The organism is Agrobacterium sp. CG674, from assembly GCF_053521645.1.
This window is the reverse complement of sequence record NZ_JBNWDZ010000001.1, coordinates 1,067,276-1,082,482: the sequence shown is the minus strand read 5'-3', so window position 1 is coordinate 1,082,482 and position 15,207 is coordinate 1,067,276. Positions and strand designations below refer to the sequence as shown.

Below are 15,207 nucleotides of genomic sequence, written 5' to 3'. Positions count from 1 at the left end.
CGTGATCGCAGCAGTCAACGACGTCTTGCCGTGGTCAACGTGACCAATCGTGCCAATGTTGACGTGCGGCTTGTTGCGCTCAAACTTGCTCTTTGCCATCTGAATTGCTTCCTGTGAACGTGAAGTAGTTTTTCCGGCGAACCGGTTTGGTGTCGCCGTTTAAGGCTTTGTAAGCGAATGCGCAAGACTTAATTGCGAGCGCACCCAATGCGCCGTGAAAAGCGGCACGATGGGGGGTATATGGTGTGCCCGATACCTGCCGTCAACGTCTGCGCTCGCGCGCGACAGCATGTATGAGCCAGCCAGCGCTCTTTACGAAGATGTGTTTAGTGTCCTATTGACAAGATAATCGACCTGTGGGGACAGGCGACATCCAACAATTTGCAGGCACTTTTAGAAGCGCCTATAAGCCGTTTCTCCCGCGGCACCCATCCTATCCGTTCGGGATCTGATATGGAAATTTTCACAGCTGCCGGTTTTACGGCATTTCTTCAGGTCATCGCCATCGACCTCGTTCTTGCAGGCGATAATGCAATCGTTATCGGCCTTGCCGCCGCCGGCCTCCCTGCACATCTTCGTCGCAAGGCCATTCTTGTCGGCATCATTGCAGCGACGGTGCTGCGCATCGTCTTTGCCGCCCTCACCGTACAATTGCTGGCAATTGTAGGCCTTCAGCTTTTCGGCGGCGTTCTTCTGGCCTGGGTCTGCTGGAAGATGTGGAGTGAACTGCGCTCGCAGAACGTCCATATGGGCGACGACGAGACAAACGACGAAGCAGATCTGACAAAGGGCCAGAAGACATTCTTCCAGGCCGCCACACAGATCGTTATTGCAGATGTGTCCATGTCACTCGACAACGTGCTTGCCGTTGCTGGTGCTGCACAGGATCACCTCACCGTTCTCATCATCGGCCTGGTTGTCTCCATCGCACTGATGGGTCTGGCTGCAAACTATGTTGCCAAGCTTTTGCACCGCCACCGCTGGATCTCTTATGTCGGCCTTCTCGTTATCGTCTATGTCGCCGCCAACATGCTCTATCATGGCTTCGTGGAAGTCTGGCCTTATATACAGCCCTACATAAGCTGAGCAGTGTTCAGCCTTTTTAAAACCGGAGCCTTTAGGTCTCCGGTTTTTTTATGAGCCGCCGCAACAGCGCCAAAGAACGAACGCAAATCACTACAGGCAGGTCACGCAAGTCAAAGATTTTGCCTGTGCAATTTCATGATTGCCGCAATGCACGGGCAAGCTTAGACAGCTATTAGTTTCGACAACACTAATAAACATAAAGGCTGTCTGAACAATGGCTTATGACTGGTCAGGTGGACGTGCAAAACGCTCTCGCCGCTTTAAATTCGGCTTTGCTTTTGCAGCACTCGTCCTCATCGCAATCATCGCACAGTATTACCTAGGCATATCACTCAGCAGAAATGGATGACTGGTTCTAATCGACCAGTACGGGCATATTGCCGTTTGAGGCATCTTCAGAGCGCGCGGGCGTCGTGCTGTCAAACACCACACCGGTAAACAGTGACGCGACGCCGTCAATATATCGGTAGCAACGCCCGACTTCCGTGATTTTCGCAAATCCATTGCCACGGCGCACGCGATACACCATCTGGAAGGGCTCTCCAGACAGAACTGAATTCTTTATACCTTCCGAGACATGCGGCCTGTCATCCTCGTGGATGAGGTCGAGCATTCGCTCTGCGGGCAATCCGTGATTCAGTTCATCTGGCTCAAGGCCTGTGATTCTCGCAAAATTCTCATCCGCCCAAAAAAGATTTAAACATACGTCCCAGGCGTAGAAGCCACCATTGCTGATAGCGACATATCTTTGGATCTGGTTATTATCGAGCATCTCTTATTCCCGGGCACTGTTTTTACCGCTGTGAGTGAATTGCATCTGGGGTAGCAATCACTGTTCTTTCCAACAATCTGGAAGCAACGATTTTGTTCCCGGCGGTGTCGCGATAATGCAATATTCGCGCATGAAGCAAAGCGGCATCACAGTTGACGCTCTCTGATTGAAAAACAGCGACTCGACGGATGGTCGCCAGAGACAACTCTGCAAGCAATTTTAAAGATGTAATGTCTGGAAATGATAATCGAAAACCGTTGGAGCGGGTAGCGGGAATCGAACCCGCGTATTCAGCTTGGAAGGCTGCTGCTCTACCATTGAGCTATACCCGCGGCGGTGGTTTCGATCCGTGCAGAATGGTGGAGGAAGTTGGATTTGAACCAACGTAGGCTGAGCCAACGGATTTACAGTCCGTCCCCTTTAACCACTCGGGCATTCCTCCAGTATTCTGCGAGGATCAAGCAACCAAGCTTAACCAGATTTCCGAGGCCGGCGCGTTGCCGTTTCGTCGTCTGTGGCCGCGTATATGACTGCCCTCGCCGCGCCTGTCAACACGATGTGTGACGAAAATATGCAAAAAATGCGAACAGAGTCATAGGCCTGTGGATTAACCGCACGTGGTGCATAAAGATGCCCAGCCAATTGACGCTAAGTCCTTGCGCAAATGGGTGGACGCCAAACCCAGGCGGCAAACAGAGGATTGGGAGGGACTGGTGCTGTCGCATTGCTGACGATATAAGGCATCATGAGCAAAGACGATCCCAACGATAAATCCACCCGCGACACCCATTATGCAACGCTGCGCCGTCAGGTCCGCGATGCCAAGAGGGAACGTGGCGAAATTCCAACGCCCGCTTTTCAAAAGCGCAGACCGCGTGGCGGTGAAGACTGGAAGGCACCGCAACTGGCGCCCGATCAGGTCCATCTCTATGGTTTGCACACCGTGCGCGCAGCCCTGGCCAACAAGGAACGGCAGATCATCAAGCTGTCCGTCACCCTGAACGCGCTGGCGCGTCTGGAAATTGGATCTGCTGAAGAACAGCCTTTCCCGGTGGAAATGGTTTCGCCGCAGGATATAGACAAGATTCTCGGCCCTGATGCTATCCACCAGGGTGTTATGCTGGAAACCCGGCCCCTGCCCGCCAAGAAGCTCGGCGCTTTGAAGAGCAGCCCGCTGATTCTCGTTCTCGATCAGGTCACAGATCCGCACAATGTGGGCGCCATCATGCGTTCGGCCGTGGCCTTCAATGCCGGTGCCGTCATTACGACCATGCGCCACAGCCCGACCGAGTCAGGCGTTCTGGCAAAATCAGCCTCCGGCGCGCTCGAAATGATTCCCTATATCCAGATTACCAATCTGGCCGATGCTCTCGCCGAACTACACAAGCTGGGCTTCACGTCCATCGGGCTTGATTCGGAAGGCCCCGCGCCGCTTGAGGGAACGTTTCAGGGTGAGAAGATCGCGCTTGTGCTTGGTGCCGAGGGCAAGGGGCTTCGCCAGAAGACCCGGGAGACCGTCTCCCTGCTCGCGCGCCTCGATATGCCGGGTGAGATCAAATCGCTCAACGTTTCGAATGCCGCCGCTATTGCGCTTTATGCAAGCCGCCAATTTCTAGCCAAAAAGTAATCTAGCTTTTCATCCAGACGTCTTTACGGGGGCCATAATGCCAGAACAGATCAAGCCAACCGGCGAACTGACGCTTCGCACGCTTGCCATGCCAGCGGATGCAAACCCCGCTGGCGATATTTTTGGCGGTTGGGTCATGTCTCAGATGGACTTGGCAAGCGGAATACGCGCAGCAGAACGGGCACGCTGTCGTGTGGTCACGGCGGCAGTCAAAGAAATGGCATTCGAGCTGCCCGTAAAGATCGGTGATACTCTGTCGATCTACACGACCATCTCCCGCGTTGGTCGCACGTCTATCACCCTGACGGTTGAAGCGTGGGCGCAGCGCGCTCGATACGACATTCTTGAAAAAGTAACCGCTGGCACCTTCATCATGGTGGCGATGGACAGCGAGGGGCGGCCAACGCCCATCGTCAAGGAATAGTATTTCAGAGAGGGGCGTAGCCATTTTGCGCCCCTCGTTCGTTTTCGCGTTTAAGCATTCAAGCTATCAAACCTAGAGATAAGGCGACGACCTGTCGAAGCTGAGTCCGGGGAAAATGCCGTTGGTCAGTGCTTCACTGCTCACATCGAACTGTCGATAGAGCATTGCCGCGGCAATTTCCCGCACATCGCCTGTGGGCATGAGGTCGCGGTCATCGAGCAGCCTGCCCTCACCCAAACCCGGCCATTTGCCCAACACGCGGCCGCCATCGATTCCGCCGCCTGCCAGAATGGCGACTCCACCGGTGCCGTGGTCCGTGCCGCCCGTGCCATTTTCGCGCACGGTGCGCCCGAATTCAGTCATGGCCAGCACGACGGTCTTTTTCCAGACATCCGCTCCCAGCGCATCTTTCAGCGTTGTCAGCGCGATGGTCAAATCTTTGACGGTGCGTGCAAACTGGCCTTTTTGTCCCGCATGCGTATCCCAGCCATCGACTGAGAAGGCAGCGATTCGGTAGTCTTCCCGCAATAAGCCGCCAGCAAGCTTGGCGACATCGCGAATGCCCGCGCCGCGCTTTTCATCCTGAAACAATTGCTCGGCGGACATGTCGGTGCGCAAGGCTTCCGCGAGAACCCGATTGAAATCCGGGTCATTGGCGTAGAGCCGCTTGAAAAACGCTACATCATCAGGCCCCATCGTCATATTGGACGTCGATGCCCAGACGTCCGTATCGTTTGGCCCGGCGAGAATGAGTTCAATCGACGTGTTGATATCGATTGCCTTGCGGTCCTCCGAGCGCGGAATGGCGGACAAGGCACGGTTTAGCCAACCGGTACGTTCGCCATGCACATGGTCGGCACCGCTCTCCAGAATATCTTGCCCATCGAAGTGGCTTCTCTGGTCCCGATAGGGGGTGGAAACGGCATGAACAAAGGATAGCTCCTTGTTCTGCCAAAGGGGCATCAAGGGTTGCGCTGCCGGGTTCAAACCGAAATGACCGTCGAGATCGATCAGACCTGTATCCGGCGTCAAAGCAAGGGTTGGTCGAAATGCGGCAAATGCCGCATCGCCATAAGGCTGAACCAGATCCAGCCCATCCATTGCACCTCGCAAGACAATGGTCACAAAGCGATTGTCGCCGGGCATGGCGGCGAAGCTGACGGGCGAAAGCACCGGCAACGCCGCCGCACAGCATGCGGTCGCTAGGAAACTGCGTCGGCTGATCAGCATATCCTGAGAGAAGGCCATATCCTATCTCCTGTTGAATTCTGGTGAGGACAAAGCGAGCGTCATTCCGCTAACGCGGCTTGGCGCCTGGCTGACGACGCGGATGGTGTCGTCCCGCGCCAGATCGGCAATGGCCGCTTCCAGAAACATTTTAGGCTCCATGTCACCACCCAGTGAACTCGACGCTTTTCGGGCCCACAGAATCCGCTCGCTCATCTGACTGGGTGAGAGCCAGGATGCGACACCTTCCTCAAACCCGGCGGGACTCGGCGGTTGCCATATGGGCTGCCCCATGCGCCGCAAGGATGCGAGAGTGAGTGTTCGTGCAAGGCTCTGCTTCTGTTTCGGCTTTGCCGTTTGCTCTGCCTTGGCGTTCATATCAGCGGTCGGCTTGACCATTGCGGCCTGGTCGCCACCCTGCTGCATGGCGTTTGCATCGCTGGTTACAGCTGGCTCTGCGGCCTGCCCAACCTCGTCATCACCATTTGGTGACATCTTACCTTGCCAGTTCTTCTGAGTCATGCCGAATGCCCGGAGCCCGGATACGACATAGTCGAAGGGCAGCTTCATTTTCCGCCCAGGATCAGCCCAGGCCCGAGGATGGTTCAGCATCACGGCATAGACTTTCAACAGATGCCCCTTGCTGGCTTTCCATTCATCCACCATGGCTGCGACGATTTCCGGTGGCGCCTCGTCGGCAATGAAATGCGCCGCCAGTTTGCGGCAAACGTGGACCGCAGTTTCAGGCCGCATCGCTAGATCATTGAGCATATCGAGACAGTCGTCTGCGGTGCGCTTGCGCCCGCCATAGGAAACGCCGAGAACCTTAATCTGGCCCGGCTGGGCCATGCGAGGCCGAAACAGCATTTCATTTCGGTCATCCACCGTCATTCCTGTCAGCACAAGCGCGGCTGAGCGCACATCGGCCTGCGTATAACCACTGCCAGCGCCCAATGTGTGAAGTTCGAGCAGTTCACGTCCGAGGTTTTCGTTAAGGCCGCGCTTATTTTTTTCAGCAGCCGTAGATTCCGGGCCAGCCGAACGGTTTTGATCCAGATAGATCAGCATGGCGGGATGAAGAACCGCCGCTTGAAGTAAATCCCGGAACGAACCTGCTAAATTCGGACGTATCGCCTCGACTTCATAGAGCGGGGTGATAAGGCGCATCGGCAGCGCCTTGCGCGCATTGACGGAAAAATGATCCGTCCAGAACGAGGCAAGCCGCTCATGAAAGCCGTAGGGCGAGAACACGGCCTGCATCACGCGCGCCATGCTATCGCGCTGAAAACTCTGCTCGGCTTGTTGCTGGATCAATCTGCGGCCATCGCGATCCAGTTCGCCGCCGTTTTTACCGGCACTTGTTGCTATAATCCTGTCTGCCAGATCTGACGATCGCTGCCGCGCTGCAAAGGCACCGCCGATAGGGAAATAGGAATCTCTGAGCGGCGCATCGGCGAGCTGTACCAACAGGTCGTCAGAATCTCTGTTCAGCACTTGCCCGGGCGAGAGCCCGTAACCATAGCGGACCGCCGCCACCGTTGGAGAAAACGAAGCCATTTAAGCCACTCCTGCCAACATGAAGTTTGGAGCTAGGAATACAGTCAATCCGGGCAAAAAGGTTGCGAAACCATGGCATTTTCCGGACATGGACAATTTGTAACGCAGCATCGCCATGCCGAGACCTGTGATCTGGCCTATTCTGCCGCAGTGACATTGCGGAAAAACTGTGGCAGATCACGATTCATGGGGTTCGTGCGCAGCATAATGCAGGATAGAAGCTCGGCTGGCGCGGTCGCCATGCTGGCGCTTTTGCTGTTTTTGTTGCAGGGCCTGACCACTGGCGTCGCCCATGGAAACATGGCAGCCATGTCGATTGGCGCAGATGGGGTTATCTGCTCCACCCACATGCCCGATGGCGCTAGTGGCAAGCAGAACCAGAACCCGGGAACAAAGCAGGCAAACGACTGTTGCGGGACGCTATGCCGCCTCGCCTTCGCTGCTGCGGCCGCACTCCTTGCCTCTCCCACCGAGCTGGCTGGCGGCATCGCCACCTCCGTCGACCTCGCCTTCTTCTACCCGGACGCGACAAGTCCGCCGCCGACAGCAAACCGGGACTCGCAACCGCGCGGCCCACCCCTTTTTTCGCACCTTTGAGACATAACTTCGGCTTCAAATGCGCCCGCGGTACAGCCCGGTGCGCATCAAGCCGCAAACCTCATCGTCTTGCGGAGACATTTCATGTCCGTCATCACTTCCTTCGAAGGGGAGCGCCAGGCTGCGCAATCCTCATCCATCAACCTCTATCGCGCCGTGTGGCGCTGGCATTTTTATGCTGGCCTTTTCGTTCTGCCCTTCATGATTTCCCTTGCCATCACAGGCAGTCTTTATCTGTTCAGGGATGAGTTCGACGCCATCATCCATTCGGATTTGAAACGCATCGAGGCATTGCAAAACGTGGCTCCGGCCGCGCCATCCGCTATCGTTGCATCCGCACTCAGCCTCGTTCCGGGCACTGCGGTAAAATACACCACTCCTACCGATCCCGGCGCATCCACGGAAATCACCGTCAGCACGGCAGATGGAAAACGCGCTGTTTACGTCAATACCTATACCGCCGAGGCGCTAGGCTCCCTGCCAGACCGTGGCACTGTCATGTGGACGGTTCGATACATCCACAGCCTGAAATATTTCGGCACATGGGCCCGCTATTTCATAGAGATCGCCGCAGGCTGGTCGGTCCTTCTCGTGGCAACGGGCATCTATCTCTGGTGGCCGCGCAAGCAGACAGGCGGCGTGATAACCGTCCGAGGCACGCCGAAGAAACGGGTTTTCTGGCGCGACACCCACGCCGTAACCGGCATATTCGTTGGCTTTTTCATCGTCTTCCTCGCGGTTACCGGCATGCCATGGTCTGGCGTCTGGGGCGCCAAGGTCAATGAATGGGCCAACGGCAACAATTTCGGATATCCCGCCGGTGTGCGCGTTCAGGTTCCCATGTCGAACGACCGTCTCGATGACGTCGCCAAAACATCGTGGTCGCTGGAACAGGCAAAGATCCCAGTCTCGGAAGGTCACGACCACGGCCAGCATGTCCACGAAGCGCCACCTATAGCCCCCGAAAAGAGCTCCACCCTGCAACCCATCGGAATCGATCAGGCCATTACCCGCTTCAACGCCCTTGGCTTTTTTCCCGGTTACGCGGTTGCCCTTCCCACAAAACCGACCGGCGTCTACAGCGGCTCCGTCTATCCAGACGACCTCTCGAAACAGCATGTCGTCCATCTCGACCAATATAGCGGTAAGGCTTTGATCGACATGACCTATGCGGACTACGGCCCGCTCGGCAAAGGTCTTGAATGGGGCATCAACGTCCACATGGGCCAGCAATATGGCCTCGCAAACCAGATATTTCTCGTCATTGTCTGCCTCGCCATCATCCTTCTGGCCGTCTCCGGCGGCACCATGTGGTGGAAGCGGCGTCCGAAAGGCTCCCTCGGCATACCGCCCATGCCGCAGAACAAGCGTGTCCTGCGCGGCCTGCTGGCGCTACTCGCCATCGGCGGCATTATCTTCCCGCTGGTGGGGCTAAGCTTGCTGGTGATGTTGGTGCTGGACTTCATCGTTCAAGCCGTAGGCAAACGCCGCACGGCGTAAAGGAAAAAGGCCGGGAGCAATCCCGGCCATCTCCCCTGTGAACTTCAACTGGCGTTAAGATGCTACACCTCTATCATGGATGCACCACCTGGCATCAAGACTTGAAGAGGAACGACGCGCCGAAGGCGATCAGGGCGAAGCCTATGGCGTGGTTGATCGTCAGGCTCTCCTTCAGCCAGAACACCGAGAACAGCGCGAAGACAGTGAGCGTGATGACTTCCTGCATCGTCTTCAGCTGTGCCGTGGAATAGACTTCCGAGCCCAGGCGGTTGGCCGGCACCGCGAGGCAATATTCGAAAAACGCAATACCCCAGCTTGTCAGGATAGCCATGAACAACAGGCTTCCCTTGTGCTTGAGGTGTCCATACCAGGCAAATGTCATGAAGACATTCGAGGCAATCAACATGAGAACCGGCCAGATATGCGCAGGTGTTATGGAAAAAGGCATGATGGACCTTCGAAAAAATGGGGAGGAAAACGATGGAAAAAGGGAACTTGTCTCGTCTTTCGGCGTATTGCTTAACGCAGGGCACGGCTTTCTAAAACAGGATTTTGCCGTTCTGATGGCTGAATATGTTGGCCGCGTGAAGAACGCGGAACCCCGCATACGGTTCCAGCGACAGAAATGTTTCCTGTTTGTACTCTGTTTTTCGACCCCGCCTCTTCACTTTCAACCCCACACTCTCCATATTCCGCGACATGGCCATATCACCCAAAAACACCGCAGACAAAACCTCCCGCTCTGACGGCTTTGCAGAAATGCCGCAAGCCGAGTTTGAAGGCGCGCCTCTCAGCGGCAGCGTTTCGGACTGGGTGAAGCAGTTGGAAGCGGAGGCTGAAGCGTCTTCCGTGGAAACGCAGCGCGAAGTCGCATCGAAAGCGGGCAAGCACCGCAAGAAGATCGAAATCGAGGCGCGCAAACAGGCCATAGCAGAGGCGGAAGCCGCCAAGCCGAAAGCTGCCGGAAAATCCACAGCCCAGAAGACATCCCGGGGCGTATCCATCGGTGCTTCGAACGATCCGAAAACCCGCGCTGCCGCTGGCCTGAACCCGGTTGCCGGCATGGATGTGAGCCTTGAGGACGCGGAGAACCTCGCCACCGGCGCGGTGACGGCCACGGTTGAGGCTCTCTCGGCGCTGATCGAGAGTGGCAATCCGCTGTTCAAGGACGGCAAGATGTGGACGCCGCACCGCCCTGCCCGTCCGGCAAAATCCGAAGGCGGAATCACCATCCGCATGCAGTCGGATTTCGAACCGGCGGGCGACCAGCCCACGGCGATTGCCGATCTTGTCGAAGGCATCAATTCCGGTGAACGCAGCCAGGTTCTGCTCGGTGTGACCGGCTCCGGCAAGACCTTCACCATGGCGAAGGTCATCGAGGCCACGCAACGCCCGGCGGTTATTCTCGCGCCCAACAAGACGCTGGCGGCGCAGCTTTATTCCGAATTCAAGAACTTCTTCCCTGATAATGCGGTGGAATATTTCGTTTCCTATTACGATTACTACCAGCCGGAAGCCTATGTGCCGCGCTCGGATACCTTCATCGAGAAGGAATCCTCGATCAACGAACAGATCGACCGCATGCGCCACTCCGCCACGCGCTCGCTGCTGGAGCGGGATGACTGCATCATCGTCGCTTCAGTCTCCTGCATTTACGGTATCGGCTCGGTTGAAACCTATACCGCCATGACCTTCCAGATGGCGATTGGCGACAGGCTGGATCAGCGGCAGCTGTTGGCAGACCTTGTGGCCCAGCAATATAAGCGCCGGGACATGGATTTCCAGCGTGGCTCGTTCCGCGTGCGTGGTGATACCATCGAAATTTTCCCTGCCCACTTGGAAGATGCCGCCTGGCGCATTTCCATGTTCGGAGACGAGATAGATGCGATCACGGAGTTCGATCCGCTTACAGGCCAGAAAACCGGCGATCTGCAATCTGTGAAGATCTACGCCAATTCGCACTATGTAACCCCGCGCCCAACGCTGAACGGCGCCATCCGCGCTATCAAGGAGGAACTGAAGGGCCGCCTTGCCGAGCTGGAAAAGGCCGGTCGCCTGCTGGAAGCGCAGCGTCTGGAACAGCGCACTCGTTATGATATCGAAATGCTGGAAGCCACGGGCTCCTGCGCGGGCATCGAGAACTATTCGCGTTACCTCACCGGCCGCAGCCCCGGCGAGCCGCCGCCGACCCTGTTTGAATATATTCCCGACAACGCCTTGCTGTTCATCGATGAAAGCCACGTTTCCGTCAGCCAGATTGGCGGCATGTATCGGGGCGACTTCAGACGCAAGGCAACGCTGGCCGAATATGGCTTCCGCCTGCCCTCCTGCATGGACAACCGTCCACTGCGGTTTGAGGAATGGGATGCGATGCGCCCGCCGACGGTCGCCGTTTCGGCCACCCCCGGCAATTGGGAAATGGAACAGGCCGGCGGCGTCTTTGCCGAACAGGTCATTCGCCCAACGGGGCTGATCGATCCGCCGGTGGAAGTGCGCTCTGCCCGCAGCCAGGTGGATGATGTGCTGGGCGAAATTCGCGAAACCGCCGCCAAGGGCTACCGCACCCTGTGCACCGTGCTGACGAAACGCATGGCGGAAGACCTCACCGAATATCTGCATGAGCAAGGCGTGCGCGTGCGCTACATGCACTCGGATATCGACACGCTGGAACGCATCGAAATCATCCGTGACCTGCGCCTAGGCGCGTTTGACGTGCTGGTGGGCATCAACCTGCTGCGCGAAGGCCTTGATATTCCCGAATGCGGCTTCGTTGCCATTCTGGATGCAGACAAGGAAGGCTTCCTGCGTTCGGAGACGTCGTTGATCCAGACCATTGGTCGTGCCGCCCGTAACGTGGATGGCAAGGTCATTCTCTATGCGGATAAGGTCACCGGCTCGATGAAGCGGGCGATGGAAGAAACCTCCCGTCGCCGCGAGAAGCAGGTGGCTTACAACACCGAACACGGCATCACGCCGGAATCCGTCAAGGCCCGCATTTCGGATATTCTCGACAGCGTCTATGAGCGTGACCACGTGCGCGCCGATATTTCAGGCGCATCCGGCAAGGGCTTTGCCGATCGCGGCCATATGGTTGGCAACAATCTGCAGGCTCACCTCAACGCGATGGAAAAATCCATGCGCGACGCCGCCGCCGATCTCGACTTCGAAAAAGCCGCGCGCCTACGCGACGAAATCAAACGCCTCAAAGCCGCCGAACTCGCCGCCATGGACGACCCGATTGCCAAGGAAGAAGCCAAATCGCTGGAGGGCGGTGGTAAAGGCAAGAAGAGCAGCACAAGCCCCCGCACCTCAACTGCGCGAGATACGTCCATTGGCGCAGAAGCTGGTGAGCAAGCCGGAAAGTCCCTCTTCGCCAAACCCTCCCTCGATGACATGGGCCCCGGCACCGACACCGCCAAACCCCTGTTCCGCAAGAACAGCCTCGATGAAATGACGGTGGGACGCACGGAAAAGCCCGTCAAAGGCGCGGCACCCGCCAAGCCCAAAACCGAAGACGGCAAACGCTTCTCACCCCTGCTGGAAGGCCAACCCGAACGAGCCACCAACCCCAAAGACGACCCCCGCCCCATCGTCCGCGGCAAGGTAGGTGTGGGAAGTTATGAGGACCCGGGCGAGCAGAAGCGCAAGGGCCGGACGAAGGGGAAGACTGGAAGGCCAGGGAGGTGATAGTTTAACGCAAATCCCCTAGTCTTGCCAATCTTCTTCAAAATCGCGTGGGGCAATACTTGCACCGTACAGCGCTTGCCGCGTGAGGTGGATATTTATTCTGCAAGCGGTCGATTTCGCTGGAGAATTAATTCCGAATCCGGACCCTAGTTGAGTGATTTTTATGAACTGAGTCCCCCAGATATTTAAAGAATGGTCCCAGTGGCGACTATTCATCGCTAACTCTGCCATTTTCTTGTACTCTTCATCTCTCAAAGAGATGTATTCGTCTTTCCCCATATCCTCTTTTCGAACTAAATTACTTCGAAAAAAATGCCAATTATTATCTAATGGCAAATCTATCCTTGGTCGCGGAGTTCCGCCACCCTTTTGCTCGCTTACTCGAGTACTACCGTGATCGCTATAAATAAGAGTATTCGACGGAATTCCTTGGGCAACACTTGAGTGAAAAACTCTCTCGTAAATCGTTTCACTTTCAGCCTCGAAGCTACTTGGAAACGTGGTTGCCGATATAGCTAAATTCACATCCGGCAACTCAGCCATCACTAACTTGCAGTCACTGATAGCCGTTCCAACTTCATTCAACAAACGCATATCGCGTTGCCCGTAATCAATGACGACGTAGACTTCCGGTAATTGAAGTTTTGAGAGCTCCATGACGTAAGGCGAAATATCGTTTGTTACCCGCTTATTGAAACGAATAGCCACGCCCCTCCCCAGTTCACTCAATGAACTCACTTGCGCTGTAAAGTCCTCGATGTCGTCACAAACGATGGCTGAGGGAACACAGTTTGGCATGTCATCGACAAATCTCTTCCAGTTCTCAAAGCCACCGCTGGAGGCTTGTAGACGAGCCATATCTGCTAAGCTCTCGTCGTCTTCTCCGCTATAGGACACGTCTAGATTTGCAATCCACCTGCGTGCACCAACTGCGTGACGAACCCGATCTGTGGCCCTCAAAAGCGGACCTTGACCCAGCCACGGGCGGACTAGAAAAAGCGGAAGCATCCGCTCCTTCGCTATGTCAGGGACTTCTGTTAGCGCTATAATTTCAGAGGGGCGAACACTTAAGACAGGAATATAATTAACTGTCATTATTTTAGTCCCAGCGAAATGCGCATAGCTTCTTCCGAAACTCCAAACTCCATCGAAACTCGAGATACATAGTCAGCAGCTTTTTTTTGCTCACAGTTATCTATCCAGCTGCGCAACACTGAGCGCGGCATAAGAATATCTGACGCCAAACGGTTAGCCTCCGCTTCTTTTTCATCAGTCAATTTAGATCTGTATAAAATATTGTCGGACAGTCCAACGCCGATTAGCTCGCGATGAAGCAGATAGTGTGCGACTTCGTGTGCGAGCGTGAAGCGCTGACGATGCTTTGGCTCATGCTTGTTGATTGTAATTTTAAATCCGCCTAGACATTCTTGGCAAGGCTCAATCATCCCAGAAATACCAACGTCTAAAGTGCTAACTTTAACGGAAAGACCCAGGGCTTTTGCCAACTCACCAATCTTCACTGGTATGTCAGCGTGGTACGACGAGATCATTTCTTTGACAGTGGAACTCAGTCCCTCCCACTCACTAGACGGCCTTTTCATTCGCCATATTCCTTCTCTGAATTCCCCCACGCACTTTCAGGAACCGGCTTGAAACCAGCGTTTGCAACGAGTTCATCCACTCGTTCTAACAATATCTTCCGAATCTCCCCACCGTCAGCCATTTGCGCTACCGCGTGTTTAGTTCCGGCATCAAAGGCAGCTCTTCGAAGAGTATTAAATCCTATCGTCCCTACAACGGCGATAATAATGGCCAGAACGGTTATGATTATAGACAAGGCAGATAAGACAATGGTGATCGCACTTTCGAAGCCCATTTCTTTCTCCGCACCTTCTTTTGTGAAAATACTTACCAACGTAAAGTGGGCAGCTACCCAGCCACCAAAAAGGCAGCCCATGCAACTCACGACCCAGAAATGAGTTTTATCGGGCTCAGCTTCGTTTCGTACTTTATCTTGCATCGCCATCGCGCCCGAATATCGAATCAACGCTACCTTATACTTGTTTGAAATATCTTTGAGCACAATCAGAGATTATAGACACATCGGCGAATTGATCGAACACCACCGGAACAAAAACCACCCCAACCCGTTCTTCCCCCGAACACTATGTTCGATACTGAAAAGGAAGAAACACTATGAAAAACAAGGTTTTCGCGCTTGCTGCTGCTGCAGTTCTGACATCGTCTGTCGCGTTTGCGCAGACGGCGACGACGGCTCCTGCTGCGGCACCGGCTGCTGGTGCAGATGCGATGCTTTCGGGTCCTGGCATTACCATGGGCACCAAGGCCAGCGGTCCATTGAAGTTCATCAATGTGCAGAAGACCGACCTCACAGCCTCGCAGCTTGACGGCATGGACATCTATAATGCCCAGAACGAGGAAATCGGTGAGATTGAAGATGTTGTGATTGGCGACGGCAAGTCTGTTATCGGTCTGGTTGCCAGCGTCGGTGGCTTCCTCGGCATCGATAAGAGCTATGTTGTTCTGGACCCTGCCTCTGTTGCCATCAACAATGATAATGGCACATGGAAGGCATACGTAGATACGACTAAGGAAGCGCTCGGCGCGGCTCCGAAGCTCGATTACGACAAGATGGACGACTAATCCATGAGATAGGCAGTTTTATTCTGCCGGTCTTCAAGCCCACCGATTGTTGGTTCGCTCCAACTT

Annotated in this window: 15 protein-coding genes and 2 tRNA genes; 7 read left to right on the top strand and 10 right to left on the bottom strand. The window is 55.4% G+C overall.

Annotated elements, in window-relative coordinates; translation table 11 throughout:
* A partial coding sequence (locus ACQZ51_RS05285) for a GTP-binding protein (RefSeq protein WP_141681087.1) occupies positions 1-99 on the bottom strand: 99 nt, incomplete at its 3' end.
* Between the two features lie 354 nt (positions 100-453).
* Here ACQZ51_RS05285 and ACQZ51_RS05280 point away from each other — a divergent pair.
* A complete protein-coding gene (locus tag ACQZ51_RS05280; RefSeq protein ID WP_448775683.1) occupies positions 454-1,086 on the top strand; it encodes a TerC family protein in 633 nt (210 codons plus the stop codon).
* 355 nt (positions 1,087-1,441) lie between these two features.
* Here the strand turns inward: ACQZ51_RS05280 and ACQZ51_RS05275 are convergent, their stop codons facing one another.
* From ACQZ51_RS05275 to ACQZ51_RS05265, 3 genes are all read right to left on the bottom strand, one after another.
* Positions 1,442-1,858, bottom strand: a complete 417-nt coding sequence (locus ACQZ51_RS05275) for a PAS domain-containing protein (RefSeq protein WP_448775682.1) — start codon at positions 1,856-1,858, stop codon at positions 1,442-1,444.
* Positions 1,859-2,116: 258 nt separating this feature from the next.
* Positions 2,117-2,190, bottom strand: a tRNA-Gly gene (locus tag ACQZ51_RS05270).
* Positions 2,191-2,215: 25 nt separating this feature from the next.
* Positions 2,216-2,300, bottom strand: a tRNA-Tyr gene (locus ACQZ51_RS05265).
* Positions 2,301-2,603: 303 nt separating this feature from the next.
* On the opposite strand from ACQZ51_RS05265, the gene ACQZ51_RS05260 reads away from it, so the two are divergent.
* Together ACQZ51_RS05260 and ACQZ51_RS05255 are read left to right on the top strand one after the other, a co-directional pair.
* Positions 2,604-3,485, top strand: a complete 882-nt coding sequence (locus tag ACQZ51_RS05260) for a TrmH family RNA methyltransferase (protein ID WP_448775681.1) — start codon at positions 2,604-2,606, stop codon at positions 3,483-3,485.
* A 37-nt stretch (positions 3,486-3,522) separates the two neighbouring features.
* A complete protein-coding gene (locus tag ACQZ51_RS05255) occupies positions 3,523-3,909 on the top strand; it encodes an acyl-CoA thioesterase (RefSeq protein WP_042618551.1) in 387 nt (128 codons plus the stop codon).
* A 72-nt stretch (positions 3,910-3,981) separates the two neighbouring features.
* Here ACQZ51_RS05255 and ACQZ51_RS05250 read toward each other — a convergent pair whose 3' ends face one another.
* Positions 3,982-5,157, bottom strand: a complete 1,176-nt coding sequence (locus tag ACQZ51_RS05250; protein ID WP_448775679.1) for a DUF1501 domain-containing protein — start codon at positions 5,155-5,157, stop codon at positions 3,982-3,984.
* 3 nt (positions 5,158-5,160) lie between these two features.
* Complete coding sequence (locus ACQZ51_RS05245) at positions 5,161-6,693, bottom strand: DUF1800 domain-containing protein (RefSeq protein ID WP_448775677.1); 1,533 nt, start codon at positions 6,691-6,693, stop codon at positions 5,161-5,163.
* 72 nt (positions 6,694-6,765) lie between these two features.
* Between ACQZ51_RS05245 and ACQZ51_RS05240 the strand changes: the two genes are divergently transcribed.
* Positions 6,766-7,290, top strand: coding sequence for a DUF2946 family protein (locus tag ACQZ51_RS05240; protein ID WP_448775676.1), 525 nt, complete (start codon positions 6,766-6,768; stop codon positions 7,288-7,290).
* Positions 7,291-7,374: 84 nt separating this feature from the next.
* A complete protein-coding gene (locus tag ACQZ51_RS05235; RefSeq protein ID WP_448775674.1) occupies positions 7,375-8,790 on the top strand; it encodes a PepSY-associated TM helix domain-containing protein in 1,416 nt (471 codons plus the stop codon).
* Positions 8,791-8,884: 94 nt separating this feature from the next.
* On the opposite strand, the gene ACQZ51_RS05230 is transcribed toward ACQZ51_RS05235, so the two are convergent.
* Positions 8,885-9,238, bottom strand: coding sequence for a DMT family protein (locus ACQZ51_RS05230; RefSeq protein ID WP_448775673.1), 354 nt, complete (start codon positions 9,236-9,238; stop codon positions 8,885-8,887).
* A 251-nt stretch (positions 9,239-9,489) separates the two neighbouring features.
* Between ACQZ51_RS05230 and uvrB the strand changes: the two genes are divergently transcribed.
* The gene (uvrB, locus tag ACQZ51_RS05225; RefSeq protein WP_448775792.1) at positions 9,490-12,477 is read left to right on the top strand and encodes an excinuclease ABC subunit UvrB; all 2,988 of its coding nucleotides are present in this window, start codon (positions 9,490-9,492) and stop codon (positions 12,475-12,477) included.
* A gap of 18 nt (positions 12,478-12,495) precedes the next feature.
* On the opposite strand, the gene ACQZ51_RS05220 is transcribed toward uvrB, so the two are convergent.
* The 3 genes from ACQZ51_RS05220 to ACQZ51_RS05210 all read right to left on the bottom strand — a co-directional run bounded on the left by ACQZ51_RS05220 (position 12,496) and on the right by ACQZ51_RS05210 (position 14,560).
* On the bottom strand, positions 12,496-13,572 hold the full coding sequence (locus ACQZ51_RS05220) for a beta family protein (protein ID WP_448775672.1): 1,077 nt from the start codon (positions 13,570-13,572) through the stop codon (positions 12,496-12,498).
* The gene (locus tag ACQZ51_RS05215; protein WP_448775671.1) at positions 13,572-13,997 is read right to left on the bottom strand and encodes an ImmA/IrrE family metallo-endopeptidase; all 426 of its coding nucleotides are present in this window, start codon (positions 13,995-13,997) and stop codon (positions 13,572-13,574) included. The genes ACQZ51_RS05220 and ACQZ51_RS05215 overlap by 1 nt, the downstream gene beginning before the upstream one ends.
* 77 nt (positions 13,998-14,074) lie before the next feature.
* The gene (locus ACQZ51_RS05210; protein ID WP_448775670.1) at positions 14,075-14,560 is read right to left on the bottom strand and encodes a hypothetical protein; all 486 of its coding nucleotides are present in this window, start codon (positions 14,558-14,560) and stop codon (positions 14,075-14,077) included.
* A gap of 113 nt (positions 14,561-14,673) precedes the next feature.
* Here ACQZ51_RS05210 and ACQZ51_RS05205 point away from each other — a divergent pair, with 113 nt between their 5' ends.
* On the top strand, positions 14,674-15,141 hold the full coding sequence (locus tag ACQZ51_RS05205) for a PRC-barrel domain-containing protein (protein WP_042618558.1): 468 nt from the start codon (positions 14,674-14,676) through the stop codon (positions 15,139-15,141).
* Positions 15,142-15,207 lie beyond the last annotated feature (66 nt).

Excerpts from the sequence above, each read along its gene's own strand:
- ACQZ51_RS05275 (WP_448775682.1), bottom strand. The coding sequence starts at position 1,858 with ATGCTCGATAATAACCAGATCCAAAGATATGTCGCTATCAGCAATGGT.
- ACQZ51_RS05255 (WP_042618551.1), top strand. The coding sequence starts at position 3,523 with ATGCCAGAACAGATCAAGCCAACCGGCGAACTGACGCTTCGCACGCTT.
- ACQZ51_RS05205 (WP_042618558.1), top strand. The coding sequence starts at position 14,674 with ATGAAAAACAAGGTTTTCGCGCTTGCTGCTGCTGCAGTTCTGACATCG.
- ACQZ51_RS05220 (WP_448775672.1), bottom strand. The coding sequence starts at position 13,572 with ATGACAGTTAATTATATTCCTGTCTTAAGTGTTCGCCCCTCTGAAATT.
- ACQZ51_RS05245 (WP_448775677.1), bottom strand. The coding sequence starts at position 6,693 with ATGGCTTCGTTTTCTCCAACGGTGGCGGCGGTCCGCTATGGTTACGGG.
- ACQZ51_RS05230 (WP_448775673.1), bottom strand. The coding sequence starts at position 9,238 with ATGCCTTTTTCCATAACACCTGCGCATATCTGGCCGGTTCTCATGTTG.
- uvrB (WP_448775792.1), top strand. The coding sequence starts at position 9,490 with ATGGCCATATCACCCAAAAACACCGCAGACAAAACCTCCCGCTCTGAC.
- ACQZ51_RS05250 (WP_448775679.1), bottom strand. The coding sequence starts at position 5,157 with ATGGCCTTCTCTCAGGATATGCTGATCAGCCGACGCAGTTTCCTAGCG.
- ACQZ51_RS05235 (WP_448775674.1), top strand. The coding sequence starts at position 7,375 with ATGTCCGTCATCACTTCCTTCGAAGGGGAGCGCCAGGCTGCGCAATCC.
- ACQZ51_RS05280 (WP_448775683.1), top strand. The coding sequence starts at position 454 with ATGGAAATTTTCACAGCTGCCGGTTTTACGGCATTTCTTCAGGTCATC.
- ACQZ51_RS05260 (WP_448775681.1), top strand. The coding sequence starts at position 2,604 with ATGAGCAAAGACGATCCCAACGATAAATCCACCCGCGACACCCATTAT.
- ACQZ51_RS05240 (WP_448775676.1), top strand. The coding sequence starts at position 6,766 with ATGGCATTTTCCGGACATGGACAATTTGTAACGCAGCATCGCCATGCC.